General features: G+C 63.4%; 22 protein-coding genes and 1 tRNA gene. 18 read left to right on the top strand and 5 right to left on the bottom strand.

What is annotated here, in order from left to right:
- Positions 1-61: 61 nt before the first annotated feature.
- Complete coding sequence (gene gyrA, locus BLT75_RS00995; protein ID WP_093026842.1) at positions 62-2803, bottom strand: DNA gyrase subunit A; 2742 nt, start codon at positions 2801-2803, stop codon at positions 62-64.
- A 192-nt stretch (positions 2804-2995) separates the two neighbouring features.
- Between gyrA and BLT75_RS00990 the strand changes: the two genes are divergently transcribed.
- Positions 2996-3265 carry an usg protein gene (locus tag BLT75_RS00990; RefSeq protein ID WP_093026841.1) on the top strand — a complete coding sequence of 90 codons (270 nt, stop codon included), beginning with the start codon at positions 2996-2998 and terminating at the stop codon, positions 3263-3265.
- A 283-nt stretch (positions 3266-3548) separates the two neighbouring features.
- On the opposite strand, the gene BLT75_RS00985 is transcribed toward BLT75_RS00990, so the two are convergent.
- Positions 3549-4502: a radical SAM protein gene (locus BLT75_RS00985; protein ID WP_093026840.1), complete on the bottom strand. Its 954-nt coding sequence runs from the start codon at positions 4500-4502 to the stop codon at positions 3549-3551.
- A 158-nt stretch (positions 4503-4660) separates the two neighbouring features.
- Here BLT75_RS00985 and zwf point away from each other — a divergent pair, with 158 nt between their 5' ends.
- The 3 genes from zwf to pgi are packed head-to-tail and all read left to right on the top strand — an operon-like array spanning position 4661 to position 8379.
- A complete protein-coding gene (zwf, locus tag BLT75_RS00980) occupies positions 4661-6097 on the top strand; it encodes a glucose-6-phosphate dehydrogenase (RefSeq protein WP_093026839.1) in 1437 nt (478 codons plus the stop codon).
- The gene (gene pgl, locus BLT75_RS00975) at positions 6094-6765 is read left to right on the top strand and encodes a 6-phosphogluconolactonase (protein WP_093026838.1); all 672 of its coding nucleotides are present in this window, start codon (positions 6094-6096) and stop codon (positions 6763-6765) included. Before zwf ends, pgl begins: the two co-directional genes overlap by 4 nt.
- 9 nt (positions 6766-6774) lie before the next feature.
- A complete protein-coding gene (pgi, locus tag BLT75_RS00970; protein ID WP_093026837.1) occupies positions 6775-8379 on the top strand; it encodes a glucose-6-phosphate isomerase in 1605 nt (534 codons plus the stop codon).
- On the opposite strand, the gene BLT75_RS00965 is transcribed toward pgi, so the two are convergent.
- Positions 8376-8846 (bottom strand): acyl-CoA thioesterase, encoded by a 471-nt coding sequence (locus BLT75_RS00965; protein WP_093026836.1) that lies wholly within the window; start codon positions 8844-8846, stop codon positions 8376-8378. The two genes, pgi and BLT75_RS00965, sit on opposite strands and share 4 nt — an antisense overlap.
- A gap of 188 nt (positions 8847-9034) precedes the next feature.
- Between BLT75_RS00965 and BLT75_RS00960 the strand changes: the two genes are divergently transcribed.
- Positions 9035-10654 carry a long-chain-fatty-acid--CoA ligase gene (locus BLT75_RS00960; RefSeq protein ID WP_093026835.1) on the top strand — a complete coding sequence of 540 codons (1620 nt, stop codon included), beginning with the start codon at positions 9035-9037 and terminating at the stop codon, positions 10652-10654.
- A 311-nt stretch (positions 10655-10965) separates the two neighbouring features.
- Here BLT75_RS00960 and BLT75_RS00955 read toward each other — a convergent pair.
- Positions 10966-11055 (bottom strand) — tRNA-Ser (locus tag BLT75_RS00955).
- 124 nt (positions 11056-11179) lie between these two features.
- Between BLT75_RS00955 and BLT75_RS00950 the strand changes: the two genes are divergently transcribed.
- From BLT75_RS00950 to BLT75_RS00910, 9 genes are all read left to right on the top strand, one after another.
- Positions 11180-12019 (top strand): DUF2059 domain-containing protein, encoded by an 840-nt coding sequence (locus BLT75_RS00950; RefSeq protein WP_093026834.1) that lies wholly within the window; start codon positions 11180-11182, stop codon positions 12017-12019.
- On the top strand, positions 12019-12825 hold the full coding sequence (locus BLT75_RS00945; RefSeq protein WP_093026833.1) for a DUF2059 domain-containing protein: 807 nt from the start codon (positions 12019-12021) through the stop codon (positions 12823-12825). The genes BLT75_RS00950 and BLT75_RS00945 overlap by 1 nt, the downstream gene beginning before the upstream one ends.
- 223 nt (positions 12826-13048) lie before the next feature.
- Positions 13049-13621 (top strand): 50S ribosomal protein L21, encoded by a 573-nt coding sequence (locus BLT75_RS00940; protein ID WP_093026832.1) that lies wholly within the window; start codon positions 13049-13051, stop codon positions 13619-13621.
- 11 nt (positions 13622-13632) lie between these two features.
- Entirely contained in the window at positions 13633-13902 is a 270-nt protein-coding gene (gene rpmA, locus BLT75_RS00935) for a 50S ribosomal protein L27 (protein WP_093026831.1), read from the top strand.
- Positions 13903-13998: 96 nt separating this feature from the next.
- Positions 13999-14607, top strand: a complete 609-nt coding sequence (locus BLT75_RS00930) for a LysE family translocator (RefSeq protein WP_093026830.1) — start codon at positions 13999-14001, stop codon at positions 14605-14607.
- Positions 14604-15140, top strand: a complete 537-nt coding sequence (locus BLT75_RS00925) for a GNAT family N-acetyltransferase (protein WP_093026829.1) — start codon at positions 14604-14606, stop codon at positions 15138-15140. The genes BLT75_RS00930 and BLT75_RS00925 overlap by 4 nt, the downstream gene beginning before the upstream one ends.
- Positions 15141-15177: 37 nt before the next feature.
- Positions 15178-16212, top strand: coding sequence for a GTPase ObgE (obgE, locus tag BLT75_RS00920; RefSeq protein WP_093026828.1), 1035 nt, complete (start codon positions 15178-15180; stop codon positions 16210-16212).
- On the top strand, positions 16200-17306 hold the full coding sequence (gene proB, locus BLT75_RS00915; RefSeq protein ID WP_093026827.1) for a glutamate 5-kinase: 1107 nt from the start codon (positions 16200-16202) through the stop codon (positions 17304-17306). Before obgE ends, proB begins: the two co-directional genes overlap by 13 nt.
- A 54-nt stretch (positions 17307-17360) precedes the next feature.
- Entirely contained in the window at positions 17361-18623 is a 1263-nt protein-coding gene (locus tag BLT75_RS00910; protein WP_093026826.1) for a glutamate-5-semialdehyde dehydrogenase, read from the top strand.
- Here BLT75_RS00910 and BLT75_RS00905 read toward each other — a convergent pair whose 3' ends face one another.
- Positions 18624-19220, bottom strand: a complete 597-nt coding sequence (locus tag BLT75_RS00905) for a histidine phosphotransferase family protein (protein WP_093027300.1) — start codon at positions 19218-19220, stop codon at positions 18624-18626.
- Positions 19221-19269: 49 nt separating this feature from the next.
- Between BLT75_RS00905 and BLT75_RS00900 the strand changes: the two genes are divergently transcribed.
- From BLT75_RS00900 to rpsB, 4 genes are all read left to right on the top strand, one after another.
- The gene (locus BLT75_RS00900) at positions 19270-19452 is read left to right on the top strand and encodes a DUF3553 domain-containing protein (protein ID WP_093026825.1); all 183 of its coding nucleotides are present in this window, start codon (positions 19270-19272) and stop codon (positions 19450-19452) included.
- A gap of 108 nt (positions 19453-19560) precedes the next feature.
- Positions 19561-20316 (top strand): L-ornithine N(alpha)-acyltransferase, encoded by a 756-nt coding sequence (olsB, locus tag BLT75_RS00895; protein WP_093026824.1) that lies wholly within the window; start codon positions 19561-19563, stop codon positions 20314-20316.
- Between the two features lies 1 nt (position 20317).
- A complete protein-coding gene (gene olsA, locus BLT75_RS00890; RefSeq protein WP_093026823.1) occupies positions 20318-21145 on the top strand; it encodes a lyso-ornithine lipid O-acyltransferase in 828 nt (275 codons plus the stop codon).
- A gap of 170 nt (positions 21146-21315) precedes the next feature.
- The gene (gene rpsB / locus BLT75_RS00885; RefSeq protein WP_093026822.1) at positions 21316-22083 is read left to right on the top strand and encodes a 30S ribosomal protein S2; all 768 of its coding nucleotides are present in this window, start codon (positions 21316-21318) and stop codon (positions 22081-22083) included.
- Positions 22084-22150: the final 67 nt, after the last annotated feature.

The raw sequence follows: 22150 nt of genomic DNA, 5'->3' as shown, positions 1-22150 counted from the left end.
AGTTAAAGAGCAAAGAAAAAGGCGCGGTTTCCCGCGCCCTTGTCCGGTCGGATCGGCGCGATTACTCGGCGCCGTCCTCATCCTCGTCATTCTGTTCGGCGATGCGGGCGACGCTGACCACTTCTTCACCCGGAGCGGTGTTGAACACCCGCACGCCGCCTGCACTGCGCGAGCGGAACGAGATCCCCTCGACTGGCACCCGGATCGACTGGCCGCCGGAGGTGGCCAACATGATCTGGTCATCCATCAGGACCGGGAAGGAAGCCGCAAGTTTGCCTCCGCGCGAGCCGGAAGAGATCGCCTTGACCCCCTGGCCGCCGCGCCCGCGCACCGGGTAATCGTGCGACGACGACAGTTTGCCCAGGCCGGTAACAGTGATCGTCAGGATCAGATCCTGCGCGTCCAGCATCTCCTGATAGCGCTCGTCCGTCAGTTCGCCTTCGCCCTGTGCGGCATCCTCGTCGGCCTCCTGTCCGTCATCCTCCGCCTCGGCGCCCAGGTCGGTGCGGAACCGCTTGATGAATTCGGCGCGCTCCCAGGGTTCGGCCTCGAAATGGCGGATCACCGACATCGAGACCACCTTGTCGCCGTTCAGCAGTCGCACACCGCGTACACCGGTCGAATCGCGGCCCTTGAACACCCGAACCTCGGTGGTGGGGAAACGGATCGCGCGGCCCGCATCGGTCACCAGCATGACATCGTCATCCTCGGAGCAGATGCGCGCATTCACCAGTTCCACGCCATCGGGCAGTTTCATGGCGATCTTGCCGTTGCGTTTCACGTTGGTGAAATCGCTCAGCGCGTTACGCCGCACATCGCCCGCACTGGTGGCAAAGAAGATCTGCAGATCGTCCCAATGTTCCTCGTCCACGTCTACCGGCATGATGGCGGCGATCGAAACGCCGGTCGGGATCGGCAGGATATTGACGATGGCCTTGCCCTTGCCGGTGCGCCCCGATTGCGGCAGGCGCCAGGTCTTGAGCTTGTAGACCATCCCGTCGGTGGTGAAGAACAGCAGTTGGGTATGCGTATTGGCCACGAAGAGGGTGGTCACCACATCCTCTTCCTTGGTCTGCATGCCGCTCATTCCCTTGCCGCCGCGTTTCTGGGAGCGGAAATCGGCCAGTGGAGTGCGCTTGATATAGCCGCCCGAGGTCACGGTCACCACCATGTCCTCGCGCTCGATCAGATCCTCATCCTCCATGTCGCCGGCCCAGTCGACGATCTCGGTCCGGCGGGGAACGGCAAAGGCGTCTTTCACTTCGCGCAGCTCGTCCGCGATGATCCCCATGATGCGCTCGCGAGAGGCTAGAATTTCCAGATATTCCTTGATCTTGCCGGCCAAGGTTTCCAGCTCGTCCGTGACCTCCTTGACCCCCAGTTGGGTCAGTCGCTGCAGGCGCAGGTCGAGAATGGCGCGGGCCTGTACCTCGGTCAGGTTATAGGTGCCGTCGTCATTCATCCTGGACAAGGGATCGTCGATCAGGCGCAGGTAACCGGCGATCTCGGCGGCGGGCCAGCGGCGGGTCATCAGTTTCTCGCGCGCGTCCGCGGCATCGGCCGAGGCGCGGATGGTCGCGACGATCTCGTCCACGTTGGAAACGGCCACTGCGAGACCGCACAGGACATGGCTGCGTTCCCGCGCCTTGCGCAGTTCATGCGCGGTGCGACGCGCCACAACTTCCTCGCGGAAGTCTATGAAACTGGTGAGGAATCTACGCAGGGTCAGCTGTTCCGGCCGACCACCGTTCAGGGCCAGCATGTTGCAGCCGAAGGAGGTCTGCATCGGCGAAAAGCGGTAAAGCTGGTTCAGCACCACTTCGGGCGTGGCGTCGCGTTTCAGCTCGACCACCACGCGCACGCCGTTGCGGTCGCTTTCATCCTGGACATGGGCGACGCCCTCAATCCGTTTTTCCCGCACCGCCTCGGCGATCTTCTCGATCATCGCCGCCTTGTTCACCTGATAGGGGATTTCGTCCACGATGATGGCGTAGCGGTCCTTGCGCAGCTCTTCGACGCGGGTCTTGGCACGGATGATGACGCTGCCGCGCCCTTCGAGATAGGCCTTGCGCGCCCCCGAGCGGCCCAGCATGACGCCGCCGGTGGGGAAATCCGGGCCGGGGACATAGTCGATCAGCTGTTCACTGGTCAGGTCTGGATCGTCGATCAGTGCCAGCGTGGCATCGACCACCTCGCCCAGGTTGTGTGGCGGAATATTGGTCGCCATGCCGACGGCGATGCCGCCCGCGCCATTGACCAGCATGTTCGGAAACCGCGCCGGAAGAACCGTGGGCTCACGATCCTTGCCGTCGTAATTGTCCTGGAAATCAACGGTTTCCTTTTCGATGTCGGCCAGCATGAAGGCTGCCGGCTTGTCCATCCGCACCTCGGTGTAACGCATGGCGGCGGGGTTGTCGCCGTCCATCGAGCCGAAGTTGCCCTGGCCATCCAGAAGCGGCAGCGACATCGAGAAGTCCTGCGCCATGCGGACGAGGGCGTCGTAGATCGCGCTGTCACCGTGCGGGTGATACTTACCCATGACATCGCCCACGGGTCGCGCCGATTTGCGATAGGCCTTGTCGTGGGTATTCCCGGTCTCGTGCATCGCGTATAGGATGCGGCGGTGGACCGGTTTCAGACCGTCGCGCAGGTCAGGGATCGCGCGGGAGACGATGACCGACATCGCATAATCGAGATACGAGTTTCGCATCTCGGATTCGATGGAGACGGTCGGGCCGGCATAGGCGCTACGCACCTGCGGTGTTTCGTCTTCGTTTTCAGGGGTTTCTGGCGTATCGCTCACGTAAGCTGCCCGTTCTTTGTGCAGGGTCTATATATTGTGGGCGTATCTTAACAGACCCCGTACATAAGGTGCAATGCATGGAGCGAAATTAGCTTGGCAGCCGCGGCGGAACAGTGCCAACACACTGTTTTAATGGACTTTTTATTGGAAACTGGCATTCTGGATGAACCGGGGGTTAAACGGAGGTTCAAAATGGGCGCAAGTGAAACCGAACTGATGCTGAAAGGATACGGCCTGACGACGGCGGAATTCTTCTACCGGATGCCGGACCATATACATGTGTTGAATACCTTTGTCTGGCAGGATTACGACCTTGCCCCCGATCATCCGAAACTGTTCGGTTTTATCGAATTCTGGCAGCGCGAGATCGACGGACCGTTGCATTCGGTGCGGTTTACTCATCGCAAGATGATTTCGCCGGGCGAGTGGCGCAACGTGGTCGGCGAATTCCTGTTACACTGAATCGTCCGTTTTCGTACGGGTCCCGGCGGGTCGATTAACCGCTTCGTACAGGGTGAAACGACCTGCGGCTCCATGCGCCAGGATAATCCGGTGAAGGCCACTCTCACCCGTTTTCACGTTCGGGCGGTGCGTGTTGCAAAGCGACAAGTTCCGGTGACGGGTCAGCGACGGTGCCGCGTCGCCAAGGAGTAAACCTACGGCCGCTGCCCCCTTGGTTTCGACCAGTTCGATCTGTTCGGCTGCGCCGAGCAGTCGGGTCCGCGATCGGCAGCCCCGGGAGGGGTCAGGCCGAGCAGCTTGCCCCGCCAAGCACACAGAACTTGGCGCAATGGGGATGGTTGAGATGGACACTGGCCTCGGCCTGTTCGAGCGTTTCGCCCATCTCGAATTCCGGTGAATAGGGCAGCAGCGTGCAGGCCAGCACCACGGGGCGATCGGCCCCCTTGCGTTTGACCACCATGCGCGAACTTGCGCACATCACCTGATCGGGGTGCTTGCCCAGGATATCCCAGCAAGCGGTGGTGATTTCGGGCACTTCGACGGTAACGTCCATTTCCGGGAAAAGCACAGTCTGACCGTGATCTTGTGCGTCGATGTTGAAGCCGTGCTGCCGGTAGAAGGCGGCGTAGCCGGCGCGCGCCTCGGCCTCGCTCTCGTTCCAGACACTGCGGCCTGCAACGGTCATCCGGACACCGGCATCGCGCAGGAACTGCATGCCTTGAAGCGTGCGTGCGAAGCTGCCCGCGCCACGTTCGGCATCGTGCAGGGCGGCGGTATGGTGGTCGACGGACACCCGCAAGGTGAGCCGTTGGCCGAACTCGGCGGCCAGGGCGCGCACGCCTTCGCGCATCCTCTTGCGCATCATCGGGCGCATGGCATTGGTCAGGATCAGCACCTCGTACCCCAGGTCCAAAGCGGCGCGGGCCATGTCAAGGATCTGCGGATTCATGAAAGGCTCGCCGCCGGTGAACCCGATCTCGCGCACCGGCCAGCGGCGCGCCGCGATCTGGTCGAGATATCCGCGCACCTCGTCGGCGGTGATATAGACCAGGGCATCGTTGGTGGGGCTGGACAGGATATAACAGTTGGCGCATTCGATATTGCAGAGCGTTCCGGTGTTGAACCAGAGCGTTTCGGGGTTCGACAGGGCCACGCTGGCGCGCTCCTCGCCCTTGGCTGTCACGAATCTGTCCTGAAACTTACCTATGTTGGCCGTCTGGTACGCCTGATCTTTCATCTTGCTTGCCTGCTTGCGGTGCCGCTTTTCATCTAGCCCAAACCGCAGGAAAAGATAAAGTCACCACAATGACTTTGACGGGTTTGTGATGCGGGGAGAGCGAGGATATGTTTGCGCTAACAGTAGACAGGACGGCAGCGGGGCGCTAAGCACGATCCATGGTTTCGCGCGTTATTCCTGTCGATCCGTTCGACCTGGTGGTTTTTGGCGGCACGGGCGATCTTGCCCGGCGCAAGATCATGCCTGCGCTGTTCCGGCGCTGTGCCGCGGGGCAGATCCCCGATGCGGCGCGGATCATCGGGGTCGCGCGCCATGACCACGACACGAATTCCTATCGAGCCCTTATCGCCGAGAGCCTGCGCGCAGAGGAGGCCGAACCCTGCCATTTGGAAGGGTTCCTGCGGCGGCTGGAGTATCGTTCGCTGGACGCCACCGACCCGGCCGGCTGGGACTCGCTGGCCGCCTGCCTGGGAGAGGGCGTGCGCGCCTTCTATTTCTCGGTCAGTCCGGACCTGTTCGGACCGCTGGCGGAACGGTTGCGCAATCACGGGCTGGCAACGCCCGACTCGCGGATCGTGGTCGAGAAACCCTTTGGCCACGATCTCGGGAGTGCGCGTGCCCTGAACCGGACGCTGGCGGCACATTTCGGCGAGGATCAGACCTATCGCATCGACCATTACCTGGGCAAGGAAACGGTGCAGAACCTTATGGCGGTGCGGTTCGGGAACATGCTGTTCGAACCGCTGTGGAACAGCCAGTACGTGGATCACATCCAGATCACCGTGGCCGAAAGCATGGGGGTGGGCGCACGCGGCGCCTATTACGACCAGGCAGGCGCGATGCGGGACATGATGCAGAACCACCTGATGCAGCTGTTGTGCCTGATCGCGATGGAACCGCCGGCCAAGTTCGACCCCGATGCGGTGCGCGACGAGAAGCTCAAGGTGATCCGGGCGCTGGATCCGGTCAAGCCGCATCATATCGTGCGCGGGCAATATGCGGCCGAGACCGGTTGCGGCTATCGCGAGGAAGTGGGCGACCCGAGATCGATCACCGAAACCTATGTGGCGTTGAAGGCGCATATCAGCAACTGGCGATGGGCGGGCACACCGTTCTACCTGCGCACGGGAAAGCGGCTGGTGGCACGGTCCTCGATCATCAACGTGATGTTCAAGGATGCGCCCCATTCGATCTTTGGCGAGGAGGCGGGACGGCATGCCAATGTGCTGTCGATCCGGTTGCAGCCCAACGAGGGGATCACGCTGAAAGTCACCATCAAGGAACCTGGTCCGGGCGGCATGCGGCTGGTCGACGTGCCGCTGGACATGAGTTTCGCCAAGGCGCTGGGGCCGGAGAACCAGAACCCGCCCGACGCCTACGAGCGGTTGATCATGGACGTGATCCGGGGCAATCAGACGCTGTTCATGCGCGGGGACGAGGTCGAGGCCGCCTGGGCCTGGACCGACCCGATCATCGCCGGCTGGCAGGCTCGGGGCGATGTCCCGAAACCTTATGACTGCGGCAGTACCGGGCCGGGCGACGCCGAACTGCTGATGAAACGTGACGGTCGCCGTTGGCAGGGGATAAATCCATGAAGATACAAGACTATCCCGATCGAGAGATGTTGGCCATCGACCTTGCCAACCGCCTTGCGGGGGAACTTGAAGCCGCGCTGCTCACACATGAGACGGTCACGCTGGCCGTGCCGGGCGGCACCACGCCCGGGCCGGTGTTCGATGGTCTCTGCGCCGCGGATGTGGACTGGCACCGGGTGATCGTGCTGCCGACCGACGAGCGCTGCGTGCCGCAGGCCGACATGCGGTCGAACGCGCGGCTGATCGGCGAGCGGCTGCTGGTAAACCGGGCGAGTGCCGCCAGGTTCCTGCCGCTCTACCTGGATGGGGTCGAGCCCGACGATTGCCTGGCGGAAATCGAAGCATCCCTGGTCCCGAACCTGCCGATTTCCGTCCTGGTGCTGGGAATGGGGACGGATATGCACACCGCGTCGCTTTTCCCCGGAATGCCCGGGCTCGAGGCGGCATTGGCCAGCGATGCGCCGACTCTTGCGGTGGCGCGGCCGGAAACCCAGCCAGAGGCACGGATCACGCTGACCGCGCCGGTGCTGGACGGCGCCTTGTCGAAACATCTGATCATCTATGGCGAGGCCAAGCGCGCTGCGCTGGAGCGGGCGATTTCGATGCCACCCGAGGAGGCGCCGATTGCGGCGGTTCTGGACGGAATTACAATACATTGGGCTGAATAGGTAATTTGAATGTTTCACGAATTGCTGAGCTTGCATGCCGGTCTGGGCGGGCGCCGGATGGTTGATCTGTTTGCCGGAGATCCCGGCCGCGCGGCCGGGTTTTCGGTACGTGCGGGCGAGATGCTGCTGGATTACTCCAAGACGCAGATCGACGACGCCGTGCGCGCGGCACTGGTGGCGCTGTGCGACCGCGCCGGGCTGGCCGAGCGGCGCGACGCGATGTTTTCGGGTTCGCCGATCAACGAGACCGAGGGGCGCGCGGTGCTGCACACGGCGCTGCGCAATCTCGATGGCGGTCCCGTGCTGGTGGATGGCGCCGATGTGATGCCCGGGGTGCGGGCGACGCTGGCGCGGATGCGCGAGTTTGCCGGGGCGGTGCGGTCGGGCCGGCTCGCAGGCGCCGGGGGAGCCTTTACCGATGTGGTCAATATCGGCATCGGCGGCTCCGACCTGGGGCCTGCGATGGCAACACTGGCGCTGGCGCCTTATCATGACGGGCCGCGCTGTCATTTCGTGTCGAATGTGGACGGGGCGCATATCGCCGACACGCTGCGCGGGCTCGATCCGGCGCGGACGCTAGTGATCGTGGCCTCGAAGACCTTCACCACCATCGAGACGATGACCAACGCGCGCACCGCGCGCGATTGGATGGTGGCGGGCGGCGGCGATCCGGCGCGGCAGTTCGCGGCCGTCTCGACGGCCGAGGACCGAACCGCCGAGTTCGGCATCCCGGGCGCGCATGTCTTTGGCTTTGCCGACTGGGTCGGCGGGCGCTATTCCATGTGGGGGCCGATCGGGCTGAGCCTGATGATCGCGGTTGGGTCTGAGGATTTCGACTCCTTCCTGCGCGGCGGACAGATGATGGACAGGCATTTCCAGACCGCGCCCTGGGCCGAGAACATGCCGGTGATGCTGGCGCTGGTGGGGATCTGGCACCACCAGGTTTGCGGATACCCCAGCCGGGCGGTGCTGCCTTATGACCAGCGGCTGGCGCGGCTGCCGGCCTATTTCCAGCAGCTGGAAATGGAGTCGAACGGCAAGTCGGTGGCGATGGACGGCACAGCGCTGGTGCAGGCGGCGGGCCCGATCGTCTGGGGCGAGCCGGGCACCAACGGGCAGCACGCGTTTTACCAGCTGATCCATCAGGGCAGGCAGGTGGTGCCCTGCGAATTCATGCTGGCGGCGCGGGGGCACGAACCGGAGCTGGCGCATCACCACCGGTTGCTGGTGGCCAATTGCCTGGCGCAATCCGAGGCGTTGATGCGCGGCCGCCCGCTGGAGGCGGCGCGCCGGATCGTGTCGGACAAAGGCCTTGAGGGCGCCGAGCTGGAACGGCAGGCGCGGCACCGGGTGTTCGAGGGCAACCGTCCTTCGACCACGCTGGTCTATCCGATGCTGACACCCGAGGTGCTGGGCGCGATCGTGGCGCTCTATGAGCACCGTGTGTTCGTCGAAGGGGTGATCATGGGCATCAACTCGTTCGACCAGTGGGGGGTCGAGCTGGGCAAGGAACTGGCGACCTCCCTTGGGCCCATCGTGGACGGAACCGAAAGCGCCGAAGGCAAGGACGGCTCGACAGCGGCGCTTGTCGACTACGTGCTGCGCAACCGTTAACCCGGCTGCGCCCCGTCGCGGTCGATGAACTGCCGGAGCAGGCGGTCGGGCAGGGGGGACTTGCCCGAGCCGTCGGGCTGCATCGCCACCATCACCGCCTCGAGCCGGGCGCGCAGGTCGCCGGACCAGAGCTGTTGTTCCATCGTGAAGGAGGACTGGCGGAAGCCGGTGACGCGGGCGGTGACGATGTAATCCTCGTCCTGCACCATCTCGCGGATGTAATGCAGGTTGGCGTTGCGGATCACGATGCGCGGCTCCGGCCCGTCGAAGAAGGGGCGGCAAAGCGTGTTGACATAGGCCACGCGCAGGGTCTCGAACCACTCGACATAGGCCTTGTTGTTGACGTGATTGAGAATGTCGAGTTCTGCAAAGCGGACCCTGTCGGCCAGCGCCAGCGGCTGCGGCGCGGCCAGACCATGGGCCAGTTGTTCCCGGGGGTCGAGCGGTGTGTGGTATCGAAGCTGCATGACATCGGGCTAACTGTCGTTGCGGCAGATGACAAGCGGGATATTGTCTTGGCTCACCGGTGTTGGCAGGGTGCCAGGCACGGGACGGATCGTGGCGGCGAACGCGCGGCGCGGTACGCATATAAACGGGGAGACATCGCGGCTGTGACGAGGCACGCGTTGGAATGAGTGAGAGAGAGGAGACGTCCATGTTCGGACAGATGATGACGCAACCGCTGGTGATTTCGTCCTTGATCGACCATGCGGAGCGCTATCACGGGCAGACGCAGATCTGGTCGGTGAGCACCGGGGGCGCGATCGAGGAAACCAGCTGGGCCGGGATCGCCGCCAATGCGCGGCGCATGGGATCGGCGCTGACGCGGCTGGGGCTGGAGCCGCAGGCGCGGGTTGCGACACTGGCCTGGAACAACCGCCGGCATCTGGAATTGTACTATGGGGTGTCGGGGGCGGGGTTCGTCCTGCACACGATCAACCCGCGGCTCTTCCCCGAGCAGCTGATCTACATCATCAACCATGCCGAGGATAAGGTCGTCTTTTTCGACGCCACCTTCGTGCCGCTGATCGCCGGCATTCGCGAGCATCTGACCGGGGTCGAGCATTTCGTGCTGATGGGGCCACGGGACGCGGCGGCGGCCGAGGCATTGCCGGGGCTGGAGTTCTATGACGAGCTGATCGAGACCGGCGACGCCGGGTTCGACTGGCCGGATCTGGACGAGCGCACCGCGTCGAGCCTGTGCTATACCTCGGGCACCACGGGCAACCCCAAGGGGGTGCTTTATTCGCATCGTTCGACCATGCTGCACAGCTTTGGCTCCAACACGCCCGACTGCATCGGGTTCTCGGCCGCCGACGTGGTGCTGCCGGTGGTGCCGATGTTCCATGTCAACGCCTGGGGTACGCCTTATGCCTGTGCCATGGTGGGCGCGCGCATGGTGCTGCCGGGGCCGGATCTGCACGGGGATGCGCTGGTCGGGCTGATCGACACCTACGACGTCACCATCGCGCTGGGGGTGCCGACGATCTGGCAGGGACTGCTGGCCACGGCCAAATCCAGGGGCAGCAAGCTGGAAAGCCTGAAACGGACGGTGATCGGCGGCTCGGCCTGCCCGCCGTCGATGATCGCCACCTTCCGCGATGTCTATGGCGTCGACACGATCCATGCCTGGGGCATGTCCGAGATGAGCCCGCTGGGCACCACCAACCAGCCCTTGGCCAAGCACAAGGCACTGCCGGTCGAGGCGCAGCACAGGCTGCGCGAGAACCAGGGCCGGCCCCCCTATGGGGTCGAGCTGAAGATCGTCGATGACGACGGCAACACGCTGCCCAACGACGGGGTGACACAGGGCGACCTGATGGTGCGCGGGCACTGGGTGCTGGACGGGTATTTCCGGATGCAGGACACCGAAGTGCTGCAGGACGGCTGGTTCGCCACGGGCGATGTCGCCACGCTGGACCCGGACGGCTTCATGACGATCCGCGACCGGTCCAAGGACATCATCAAGTCGGGCGGCGAATGGATCAGCTCGGTCGAGCTGGAAAACATTGCCGTGGCGCACCCCAAGCTGGCCACCGCCGCGGTGGTCGGCGTGCCGCATCCCAAGTGGGACGAACGCCCGCTGCTTGTGGCGGTCAAGGCCGACGGCGAGGACCCGAGCGAGGAGGAGCTGCTGGCCTTCTTCGACGGCAAGATCGCCAAATGGCAGGTGCCGGACAAGGCGGTCTTCGTCGATGCGCTGCCGCTCAATGCCACGGGCAAGGTGCTGAAACGAACCCTGCGCGAGCAGTTCAAGGATGCGCTGACGGGCTGAGGGCACCTGACTCCGGTCAACGTCCATTGAAGCAGCCGGGTTTGGATAGGCCTGCCGGGAGAGTGCCGCCGGAAAGGACAGCGGGCTTCGATATGCCCGCTGCCAATATGGGTATTCCTCATCCCGTGATTCAAAAGGCCTGTTCTGCTCATTTCTCGGCGGGCCAAATCATGCGCTGACCGGAGGCAGGGGCCAACCTGCACCGCATCCAACACAACGGCGGCGTACTGCCATGGGACTTGCCGAACGGTGCGTCGCGCACGGCCGTCGGCAAGAAGAACTGGCTTATTGCCAATGTAATCAGGGGATAGTGGCGGAGAGACAGGGATTCGAACCCTGGGTGGGCTTGCACCCACAACGGTTTTCGAGACCGCCCCGTTCGACCACTCCGGCACCTCTCCGCGGGGGTCTGGTGAGGGGGGGATTTAGTCAGGTTCGCAGATGGGTGCAAGCGGAAAGTTGGAAGTTTTTGCCTTCTCCCGTTTTTCCGTTGCCGCGCCCCGGAAAAGGCTTAGGCTCTGGGTCATGATACATCTTCGTCCTGCCCGCTGGATGCCGCTTGCGGCCATTGTCTTGCTTCTCTCCCTCGCCGTGCTGCCCGCCCGGGCCGCCGACCGGACGCGGATCGAGGCGTTTCTGGTGACCACCGGATTCGATGTGGCGCTCGACTCGATCGCCCTGTCTTCGGCCTCGGCACCGCAGATGCTGGGGCTAGATGCCGAAGCCTTTGGCCAGCAGTGGCGCGACCTTGCGGGAGAAGTGTTCGACACCGATGCCATGCGCAGCGACGCGCTCGACATACTCGAAGAGACGCTGAGTGACGATGCACTTGATCACGCGGTCGCGTTCTATGCCAGCGACCTAGGGCAGCGCCTGGTGGTGGCCGAGAACGCTTCGCACATGGAGGACGACGAACTCAAGCAGGAGGCGGGCCAGGCGATCGTTTCCGAACTCGTGCGGCATGGCTCGACCCGCGTCGAATGGCTGAAGCGGATGAATCGCGCCATCGATTCCTCGGGCACCGCGCTCAGGGCCTTGCAGGAGATCCAGTTGCGGTTTCTGCTGGCGGCCAGCGCCGCGGGGGTGATCGAACTGGACATGGATACCGAGGATCTGCGCACGCTGCTGCGGCGCAACGAGACCGAGTTGCGCAACAGCCTGCAAATCTCGGCCCTGGCGGGGGCGGCATTTACTTATCAGGCGTTTTCGGATTCCGAGGTGCAAACCTATACCGAAGCACTGGAACAGCCCCTGATGCAGGAAGTCTATGAATTGCTCAATGCCGTGCAATATCACATCATGGCCGACCGCTTCGAACGGCTTGCAACACGCATGGCCGGTCTTCAACCGACCCAGGACCTGTGATGCGCTTGATCGCCGCAACTGTTTTGACTGTGGTGCTGGCACTTCCGGTCCGCGCCAGCGAAGCCATCGACCGGCTTGCGGATGCCATGCGGCTTGAGGAAGTGGTGACGATCCTTCGCGAAGAGGGATTGCGGTATGGAGAGACGCTCGACGCCGAGATGCTGGAAGGATCCGGCGGTCAGGTCTTTGCCGCGCAGGTAAAGACGATCTACGACACCGCCCGGATGACGCGAGCCCTGCGCGGCGCGCTGGCCGAGCGGCTGAACGAAGAGGAACTGGTCGCCGCGATCTCCTTTTTCGGCTCGGACCTTGGACAGACGATCCTGAAACTGGAAAACGCAGCCAGACGCGCCTTTGCCGAACCCGAAATCGAGGAGATGGCCTTTGAGGCCGCCAGGGACATGGACAAGAAGCAGCCCATGTACCGGATGATCGACGAGTATATCCGGATCAATGAACTGGTGCCCAGGAATGTACGCGGGGCCATCAGTTCGGATTATTATTTCTACCTGGGTCTGGCAGATGGGCAGGGTACGCCCCGCGACGACGAGGCGGTTCTTTCCGAATTGATCGAAAACCGCGGGGAAACCGAAGCCGAGACCCGCAAATGGGTCTACGGTTTCCTGCTGTTCGCCTATTCGCCGCTGTCCGGAGCCCAGATGCAGGGCAATCTGGATTTTGCGGCCAGTGACGCGGGGCGGGCCATCAACGAGGCGCTGTTCGAAGGGTTCGACGACCTTTATGACGGGATCTCATACGACCTTGGCCGCGCGGTCGGGGTGGCTCTGGGCGCGACCGATCTCTGACCCGCGCTTTTCGGTTGACAAACACCCCTGGTCCGACGATAAGCCCGCATCCCGGCCGGAAATCCGCGCCGGGTTTCGTTATCGTTTGATCCGACCGGAGACGGCGGTTCGCTTAATCCGCCCGTGACAGGGCGCGCTGTTCGCAGGTGGCATCCCTTGATCGGGGGCCGGAACGTCCGGGGAACCGGGGACCGAAGAACGCGGTGACAAGAAGGAAAGACGCATGTTTGCGGTCCTCAAGACTGGCGGCAAGCAGTACAAGGTTCAGGCGGGCGATGTGCTCCGCGTTGAGAAACTGGCTGCCGACGCAGGTGAAAAAGTTCAATTCAACGAAGTGCTGATGCTGGGCGGCGACGCGCCGGTCGTGGGCGCTCCGCTGGTCGATGGCGCGGCCGTTCAGGCCGAGGTGATCGAGCAGGTCAAGGGCGAGAAGCTGATCCATTTCGTCAAGCGCCGCCGCAAGCACAGCTCGCAGCGGACCAAGGGTCACCGTCAGAAGCTGACCCTGGTCAAGATCACCGAGATCCTGACCTCGGGCGCGGACAAGACCGGCATCAAGGCCGCAACCGGCCAAGCCCCCAAGGGCGCTGCCGCTCCGGCCGCTGCCGCCGCCGGTTCGGACGATCTGACCAAGATCACCGGTGTCGGCCCTGCGGCCGCCAAGAAGCTGGCAGAAGCCGGCATCGGCAGCTTCGCCGCTCTGGCCGCCTTGTCGGACGAGCAGATTGCTGCTATCGACGCGGTCAAGATAAAACCCGAGTGGGTTGAGCAGGCCAAAGAGCTGGCTCAAGGCTAAGGAGAGAAAGAATGGCACATAAAAAAGCTGGCGGTTCCTCCCGTAACGGCCGCGACTCCATCGGTCGCCGCCTTGGCGTCAAGAAATACGGCGGCGAATCTGTCGACGCCGGCAACATCATCGTGCGTCAGCGCGGCACCAAGTTCTGGCCGGGCGAGGGCGTTGGCATGGGCAAGGATCACACCATCTTTGCAACCGTCGATGGCGCCGTGAAGTTCCACAAGGGCCTCAAACAGCGCACCTTCATTTCGGTCTTGCCAGTGGCGGAGGCCGCAGAATAAGCCGAAACCCATAAGGTCAAGACAAAATTCATGGGGGACCGGCAAGAATTGCCGGTCCCTTTTTTCGTTTTCACCGAAGTTTGATCCGATACGACCATGGCCGTCGCCACGACCAGCTTTCTGATCTTTGCCGCAAGCCAGATCGGCACGCCGGGGCCTGCCAACATGGCCCTGATGGCGACTGGCGCACGCTATGGCTTTCGGGCGGCCGTGCCTTTTGTGGCCGGGGTTGCGCTGGGAAAACAATTGGTGATCTGGCCGGTCGGCTTCGGACTTATGGAACTTGCGGGACAGGCGCCCGGGGTGTTCCAGAGCCTGAAATACCTTTGTGTGGCCTATATTTGCTGGCTGGCCTGGAAGATCGCCAATCTCCGCCTGAGCCCGATGTCCGAGACCGATCGCGTACCCGGATTTCGCGCGGGCCTGCTGGTGCATCCGCTCAATCCCAAGGCCTGGGCGATGATCGTGGGCGGGTTTGCCGGCTTTGTGGCCACAGGAACGCCGCACTTTCAGGCGACATTGACGATTGCCTTTCTATTGTTGGCCTGTCAGGCGGTTTTTCACCCGATCTGGGCATTTGCCGGTGACCGGATCGCCCATGCGGTTGCAGGACGGCCGGCCGAGAAATACCTGATGTGGATGCTGGCGGCGCTGACCGTCGCATCGGTTTTTTATGTTGTGTTCGGAGGAGGAGCACAGGAATGAAGTTTGATACAATCATAAATCAGCCGGTCATTGAAACCGAGCGGTTCGACCTGCGCCCCCTGCGCAAATCGGACATGGGGCTGATCGAGCACTACGCCAGCGACGAGAGGGTCGCGCGGATGACCACCGCGATTCCGCACCCCTTGCCGCCCGGCATGACCGAGGCGTTTGTCGCGCGGGCCATGTCCGATCAACGCGGCGAGGATATCTGGGCGATGGACGCCACCCGCGACAACGGGCCCGAATTGATCGGGGTGATCTCGCTCAAGAAGATGGACCGTAACCAGTCCGAAGTCGGATACTGGGTGGCGCCGATCTACTGGAACACCGGCATTGCCTCTATGGCGGTGGAAGCGTTGGTTAATACCAACCCGATGGACAACGCGACGATGTTCGCCAGCGTGTTCCAGGACAACCCGGCGTCAGCCAGGGTCTTGACCCATTGCGGGTTTCAGTATCTTGGAGACGCCGAGAGTTATTCGGTCGCGCGCGGCGCGACCGTACCCACATGGACCTATAGCCGAAAGCTGTGACTTGAGCCGCGCGCGGCCTTTGCAGTAGGGAGCACATATGAAATTTCTCGATCTTGCAAAGGTCTACATTCGCTCGGGCGCGGGCGGCGGCGGTTGCGTCAGCTTCCGGCGGGAGAAGTTCGTCGAATTCGGCGGACCGGATGGCGGTGATGGCGGCGATGGCGGTTCGGTCTGGGCCGAGGCGGTCGAAGGGCTGAACACGCTGATCGACTTTCGTTATCAGCAGCATTTCTTTGCCGACAACGGCCAGCCCGGCCGCGGTCAGCAGCGTTCGGGCAAGGATGGCAGCGACATTGTCCTGCGGGTTCCGGTCGGCACCGAAATCCTTGACGAGGATGAAGAGACGGTTCTGGCCGACCTGACGACCGTGGGCGAGCGGGTGCTGCTGGCGCGTGGCGGCAATGGCGGGTTCGGTAACCTGCATTTCAAATCCGCCACCAACCAGGCGCCACGCCGCGCCAACCCCGGCCAACCGGGGGTGGACCGGACCATCTGGCTGCGGTTGAAGCTGATCGCCGACGTGGGTCTGCTGGGCATGCCCAACGCGGGCAAGTCCACCTTTCTGGCCTCGACATCGAACGCGCGGCCCAAGATCGCAGACTATCCGTTCACCACGTTGCATCCCAACCTGGGCGTGGTCGGTGTGGATAACGTGGAATTCGTGATCGCCGACATTCCGGGCCTTATCGCGGGGGCGCACGAGGGGCGGGGAATCGGCGACCGATTCCTGGGCCATGTCGAACGCTGCGCCGTGCTGCTGCATCTGGTCGATGGCACCTCGGGCGACCCGGTCGAGGATTATCACACCATCATTCACGAGCTTGAAGCCTATGGCGGCGATCTGGCCGACAAGCCGCGCATCACGGTCCTGAACAAGATCGATACGCTCGATGACGAGGAACGTGTCTTTCTGGTCGAAGAACTTGAGGATGCCTCGGGCGGCCCGGTGATGATGATGTCGGGCGCCTCGCGCGAGGGGGTCACGGATGTGCTGCGGGCCCTGCGTGCGCAGATTGACGCGGATCGCCTGCGCCACAAACCCGCCGAGGAGGAACAGACTTGGCAACCCTGACAGCGGCCCGGCGGCTGGTGGTCAAGATCGGCTCGGCCCTGTTGGTCGACCGCACTACCGGCGATCTGCGCGCGGACTGGCTGCGCTCGCTGGCGCAGGATGTGGCCTGGCTCAAGGGGCTGGGCATGGATGTGATCCTGGTTTCGTCAGGGTCCATCGCACTGGGGCGGGGGGTGCTGGGCCTGCCGCGCACCGCGCTGCCGCTGGAACAGTCGCAGGCCGCCGCCGCCGTTGGCCAGATCCGGCTGGCCCGCGCCTATGAGGAAGCGCTGGATCCGCACAAGATTACCACCGCGCAGGTTCTGGTCACGCTGGAAGACAGCGAGGACCGGCGCCGGTACCTGAACTCGCGCGCGACGCTGGAAACGTTATTGAGCCTTGGGGCGGTGCCCATCGTCAACGAGAATGACACCGTCGCCACCGACGAGATCCGCTATGGTGACAATGACCGGCTGGCGGCGCAGATTGCGGTGACTGTCGGCGCAGATCAACTGATCCTGCTGTCGGATGTCGACGGGTTCTACACCGGCAATCCCAATGACGACCCGAACGCGACGCGGTTCGACGTGATCGAGCGGATCACGCCCGAGATCGTGGCTATGGCGGGCGATGCGGGCTCGGGCCTGTCAAAAGGCGGAATGAAAACGAAACTGATGGCCGCGCAGATGGCAACGGCCGGTGGCTGCGCCATGGCGATTACCGAGGGATCGCCCTTGAACCCTCTGAAAACGCTGGAAAATGGAGCAAATTGCACCTGGTTTACAGCGATGCTCGACCCGCAGGCCGCCCGCAAGCGCTGGATCGCCGCGATGAAACCGCGCGGAGAGATCACCGTGGATGCGGGGGCCGCCCGTGCGCTTGAAGGCGGCAAGAGCCTGTTGCCTGCTGGCGTGACCGAGGTGTCCGGCGCCTTTGGCCGGGGTGATCCGGTGGTGATTCTGGGTCCGGAGAAGCGGCGGCTTGGGCAGGGGCTGAGCCGCTATACCGGCGACGAGGCGCGGGCCATTCGCGGGCGTCGATCCACGGAAATCGAGGCGACGCTGGGCTATCCGGGGCGCGCCGCGCTGATCCATCGGGACGACATGGCGCTTTGACCTGACCGCCGCGACCCGTTACCCATTGACCAGACCCAAGCGCAGGGGACCGCCATGAAAGACATCGAAGACATCTCCGCCGTCATGACCGGGATCGGCAAGCGCGCCAAGGCCGCTGCCGCCGAACTGGCCTTTGCCAGTGCCGAACGCAAGCACGCCGCCCTGATCGCCGCCGCCGATGCGGTCTGGGCCCGCCGGGCCGAGATCATCGCGGCCAACGCGCGCGATCTGGACTATGGCCGAGACAAGGGGTTGAGCCCGGCGATGATGGATCGCCTCAAGCTGGACGAGGCGCGCATTCAGGGCATCGTTGACGGGCTGCGCACGGTGGCCGAACAAGCCGATCCGGTGGGCGAGGTGCTGGCGGAGTGGGACATGCCCTCGGGCCTCCACATCCAGCGGGTGCGCACGCCGCTGGGGGTGATCGGGGTGATCTATGAAAGCCGCCCGAACGTGACGGCGGATGCCGGTGCGCTCTGCCTGAAATCGGGCAATGCGGTGATCCTGCGCGGCGGCTCCGAGAGCTTTCATTCCTCGGGCGCCATCCATGCCTGCCTGGTCGAGGGGCTGCGCGCGGCGAACCTGCCCGAGGATGCGATCCAACTGGTGCCGACCCGCGATCGGGCGGCAGTCTCCGAATTGCTGACCATGACCGACCATGTTGACGTCATCGTGCCGCGCGGCGGCAAGGGGCTGGTCGGCCTCGTTCAACGCGAGGCGCGGGTGCCCGTCTTTGCCCATCTCGAAGGCATCGTGCACATCTATGTCGACAAGGCCGCAGACCGGCAGAAAACGCTCGATGTGGTGCTGAACGCCAAGACGCGCCGCACCGGCATCTGCGGCGCCGCCGAATGCCTGCTGATCCATCAGGATATCGCCGAGGGGCTGGGCCGCGAGGTCATCGCGGCGCTGCTGGCCGCAGGCGTCGATGTGCATGCCGAAGGCGCACTGGCGCAATCCGGCACCACAACGGCAACGGACGAGGACTGGGGCCGCGAATTCCTCGACATGATCATTGCGGCCAAACCCGTGGCCGATATCGACGAAGCGATTGCCCATATCCGGCAATACGGTTCGAACCATACCGATTGCATCATGACTGAAGATGCGGCCGCGGCCGCGCATTTTTTCGAGAGGCTCGACAGCGCCATCCTGATGCACAATGCCTCGACCCAGTTCGCGGACGGGGGCGAGTTCGGCATGGGCGCCGAGATCGGCATCGCCACCGGCAAGATGCATGCGCGCGGCCCGGTGGGGGCGGCGCAACTGACCAGTTTCAAATACCTGGTGCGCGGCGACGGCACCGTCCGGGGGTGATCAGAACTGCAGGATGACTCGGGTTTCGGAGGTTTCCACCGTGATCCGGCGCCCGGCATCGGCGGCCGCGGCGGGCAACAGGGCGAACTGAACTTGCGCGGGCGTGATCTGACCCAGCGCCGCCGGGTTGCTCAACGCCTCCCACAAGGCCGGGTCGACCGACAGCTTGTCGGCCGTCCCGGTGATCGTCCATCGCCCGGCCGCCTCGCTCAGGGTCACGTTTCCGCCAAGGGGCATCGCCGTTTCGCAGCACTGGAGCGCAAGAAGGGCCAGCCGGGTTTCGGTGCGCGGCACCGGGTCGACGGGCTGCCACCAGGCCTTGACCCGGGCGTTCTGATTCAGATCGTCGAGAAGCCCGCTTACCTCTGTGCGGCCCATCGGCTGGTCGCTCGGCGCCCCGTAGGCGATGCGAAAAAACCTGATCCGCGCGCCTGCGCTGCCGACACTGTCCGAAATCAGTTCCATCTCGGGGCCTTGGACCGTGCCGGTGATTTCAAGCAACTCCAACCCATTGGTGATTGCCCCGATCGGGCTGATCAGGTCGTGGCAGATGCGCGAGCCGATCAGCCCGGCCAGGTTGACGCCGCTTCGGGTCATGCGATACCTCCGTTTGCAGACCTTCACATCCTTGCCTGGGTAGCCGGACATGACCGATCTGAATGCCATTCTTGCACCGGGCATGTACGTGCGCCACCCCGATTACCCCGATTGGGGCATTGGCCAGGTGCAATCCAATATCGCCGGCAAGATCACCGTGAACTTTCCCGATCAGGGAAAGGTGGTGATCGACGGGACACGCATCGCCCTGGTGCCGGTCTTTGATCGGTGATTTACCTTTCTGAAAGGTTAACACCGGACCTGGCTGTCGCTTTCGGTTGCCAACCGTGATGCAGCCGCGCTATGTGCCCGCAACCCGGATTACTGGAACCTCCACCAGATGCCAGATCGCAGTGCCACATTCACTGTCAGGATCGCCGAAGATCCTGACGAGATCCGCGCAGCACAGGCGCTGCGTTACGATGTCTTCGTGCGCGAACTCGGCGGCGGCGGTGCGATGGTCGACCACGCGCTGGGTCTGGAGCAGGACCGGTTCGATCCGTTCTTCGATCACATGATCTGCATTCACAACCAGACCAGGCAGGTGATCGGCGTCTATCGTCTCCTGCGGTGCGAACAGGCGAAGGTGGTGGGCCAGTTCTATTCCGAGGACGAATACGATCTCTCCGTGCTCAAGAATTCCGGTCGTCGGCTGCTGGAACTCGGGCGGTCCTGCGTCCACCCGGACTATCGCGGCGGCATGGCCATGTACCATCTCTGGAACGGGCTGGCGCAGTACGTGGCCGCGCACGAGATAGAGGTTCTCTTCGGTGTCGCCAGTTTTCACGGCACCAATGCCGACGCGATGGCCGAGCCGCTTTCGATGCTGTATCACAATCATCTGGCGCCCGAGGAATTGCGCGTACGGGCACAGCCTGCGCATTTTGTCGAGATGAACCGGGTGCCAGAGGACCGGCTCGACCGCCGGCAGGCAATGCTGGAGGTTCCGGCACTGATTAAGGCTTACCTCCGGCTTGGCGGTTTCGTGGGCGATGGCGCGTATATAGACCACGCCTTCAATACCACCGATGTCTGCCTGATACTCGATACGGCGCGGATGAACGAGCGTCAGCGCAAGATCTATTCCGGGAGCTAGGATGACTCCGCTCTGGAACAGCGAGGAAGCGCCCGACCCGATCGAGATAGGCTCTCTGGGCTGGCTTCTTGTCGTCTTGCGGGGGCTGCCGCTGGCGCTTCTGGTGTTCGGCGGCCTTCTTGTGCTGCTCTGCCTGCGGCTGGTCGAATTGCCGCTCTTTGGAATGCGCCGTCCCGTGACCCCGTTCATCACGCAGTTCGTCTCCCGCAATGCGTTCCGCATCCTGGGAATGGGATTCACATCCAGCGGAGAGCTGATGCGCGAACGGGGGGCGGTGGTGGCCAACCATTCGTCATGGCTTGATATTTTCGCGCTGAATGCCCGCAAGCGAATTTATTTCGTATCCAAGGCCGAAGTGGCGAAATGGCCGGGCATCGGCTGGCTGGCGCGCGCGACAGGCACCGTATTCATCGAGCGCGATCCAAGGAAGGCGCGCGAACAGACCGCCCTGTTCGAAGCGCGCCTGAAAGCCGGGCACAAGCTGCTGTTCTTTCCTGAAGGCACCTCGACCGACGGGCTGAGGGTGCTGCCGTTCAAGACCACGCTGTTCGCCGCCTTCTTTGCACCCGAACTGCGCGATTTCATGTATGTCCAGCCGGTGACCGTGGTGTTTCATGCGCCCGAGGGTGAGCCTGAGAGGTTCTATGGCTGGTGGGGGGACATGGACTTCGGGCCGCATCTGCTCAAGATACTGGCCGCACGCCGTCAGGGGCGGGTCGAACTGATTTATCACGAACCTGTCCGGGTCGCAGGGTTCGAAAATCGCAAGGCGCTGGCCGCCTATTGCGAAGCGGCTGTGCGCCACGCCCACGAACTGGCGCGACCCTGAACGGCATTATGGCCTTGCGCTTGTGCCAATGCTGGCTTATATGCGCGCCATTCAAAACCCGCAGGCGGGGTTTTGGCCCGTTTGGGGGAGACATCCCCATCCGGACCGCCGGTTGGAGCATCTGCTTCTTCTCCCCCGCCAAGGCGTAAACCGGAAAAGGAAAATACCGCATGGCTCTTCCCGAGTTCTCCATGCGTCAGCTGCTTGAAGCTGGCGTTCACTTCGGCCACCAGACCCAGCGCTGGAACCCCCGCATGGCTCCGTTCATCTACGGCGCACGCAATGGCATCCACATTGTCGACCTGACCCAGACCGTTCCCATGCTGGACCAGGCGCTGAAGGCCGTTCGCGACACCGTCGCCAAGGGCGGACGCGTCCTGTTTGTCGGCACCAAGCGCCAGGCCTCGGGCCCGATCGCCGAAGCCGCCGAGAAATCGGCCCAGTACTACATGAACCACCGCTGGCTGGGCGGCACGCTGACCAACTGGAAAACCGTTTCGCAATCGATCCAGCGCCTGCGCTCCATCGACGAGGCGATGGAAGCCGGTGCAGAGGGCCTGACCAAGAAAGAGCGTCTGGGCATGGAACGCGACCAGCAGAAACTGACCGCATCGCTGGGCGGCATCCGCGAAATGGGCGGCGTTCCCGACCTTCTTTTCGTCATCGACGTCAAGAAAGAAGCGCTGGCCATCGCCGAAGCCAACAAGCTGGGCATCCCGGTTGTGGCCGTGGTCGATACCAACTGCTCGCCCGACGGCGTCGACTATATCATCCCGGGCAACGATGACGCCGCCCGCGCCATCGGCCTCTATTGCGATCTGGCCGCGCGTGCCGCTCTTGACGGCATGTCCGCGCAGCTGGGCGCCGCAGGCGTCGATCTTGGCGCACTGGAAGACGCGCCTGCCGAAGAGGCGCTGGCGGAAGAATCCAACGCCTGATCGGCCCCGGTCATCTGAATTTCATATGGGGCAGGGTATGACCTGCCCCAAATCCGTTTCGAATTGA

Origin of the sequence: Ruegeria marina, assembly GCF_900101475.1 — a bacterium.
Classification (GTDB): Bacteria; Pseudomonadota; Alphaproteobacteria; order Rhodobacterales; family Rhodobacteraceae; genus Ruegeria_B; species Ruegeria_B marina.
The sequence above is the reverse complement of the archived record's forward strand: the minus strand, read 5'-3'. Positions and strand labels throughout refer to the sequence as shown.

Bases quoted from the DNA above. Each gene is read 5' to 3' on its own strand.
- BLT75_RS00965 (WP_093026836.1), bottom strand. From the start codon at position 8,846: ATGCAGCTTCGATACCACACACCGCTCGACCCCCGGGAACAACTGGCC.
- pgi (WP_093026837.1), top strand. From the start codon at position 6,775: ATGTTTCACGAATTGCTGAGCTTGCATGCCGGTCTGGGCGGGCGCCGG.
- BLT75_RS00960 (WP_093026835.1), top strand. From the start codon at position 9,035: ATGTTCGGACAGATGATGACGCAACCGCTGGTGATTTCGTCCTTGATC.
- rpsB (WP_093026822.1), top strand. From the start codon at position 21,316: ATGGCTCTTCCCGAGTTCTCCATGCGTCAGCTGCTTGAAGCTGGCGTT.
- olsA (WP_093026823.1), top strand. From the start codon at position 20,318: ATGACTCCGCTCTGGAACAGCGAGGAAGCGCCCGACCCGATCGAGATA.
- BLT75_RS00950 (WP_093026834.1), top strand. From the start codon at position 11,180: ATGATACATCTTCGTCCTGCCCGCTGGATGCCGCTTGCGGCCATTGTC.
- BLT75_RS00990 (WP_093026841.1), top strand. From the start codon at position 2,996: ATGGGCGCAAGTGAAACCGAACTGATGCTGAAAGGATACGGCCTGACG.
- pgl (WP_093026838.1), top strand. From the start codon at position 6,094: ATGAAGATACAAGACTATCCCGATCGAGAGATGTTGGCCATCGACCTT.
- BLT75_RS00945 (WP_093026833.1), top strand. From the start codon at position 12,019: ATGCGCTTGATCGCCGCAACTGTTTTGACTGTGGTGCTGGCACTTCCG.
- BLT75_RS00925 (WP_093026829.1), top strand. From the start codon at position 14,604: ATGAAGTTTGATACAATCATAAATCAGCCGGTCATTGAAACCGAGCGG.
- BLT75_RS00900 (WP_093026825.1), top strand. From the start codon at position 19,270: ATGACCGATCTGAATGCCATTCTTGCACCGGGCATGTACGTGCGCCAC.
- olsB (WP_093026824.1), top strand. From the start codon at position 19,561: ATGCCAGATCGCAGTGCCACATTCACTGTCAGGATCGCCGAAGATCCT.
- BLT75_RS00905 (WP_093027300.1), bottom strand. From the start codon at position 19,220: ATGACCCGAAGCGGCGTCAACCTGGCCGGGCTGATCGGCTCGCGCATC.
- BLT75_RS00940 (WP_093026832.1), top strand. From the start codon at position 13,049: ATGTTTGCGGTCCTCAAGACTGGCGGCAAGCAGTACAAGGTTCAGGCG.
- BLT75_RS00985 (WP_093026840.1), bottom strand. From the start codon at position 4,502: ATGAAAGATCAGGCGTACCAGACGGCCAACATAGGTAAGTTTCAGGAC.
- BLT75_RS00930 (WP_093026830.1), top strand. From the start codon at position 13,999: ATGGCCGTCGCCACGACCAGCTTTCTGATCTTTGCCGCAAGCCAGATC.
- rpmA (WP_093026831.1), top strand. From the start codon at position 13,633: ATGGCACATAAAAAAGCTGGCGGTTCCTCCCGTAACGGCCGCGACTCC.
- obgE (WP_093026828.1), top strand. From the start codon at position 15,178: ATGAAATTTCTCGATCTTGCAAAGGTCTACATTCGCTCGGGCGCGGGC.
- zwf (WP_093026839.1), top strand. From the start codon at position 4,661: ATGGTTTCGCGCGTTATTCCTGTCGATCCGTTCGACCTGGTGGTTTTT.
- BLT75_RS00910 (WP_093026826.1), top strand. From the start codon at position 17,361: ATGAAAGACATCGAAGACATCTCCGCCGTCATGACCGGGATCGGCAAG.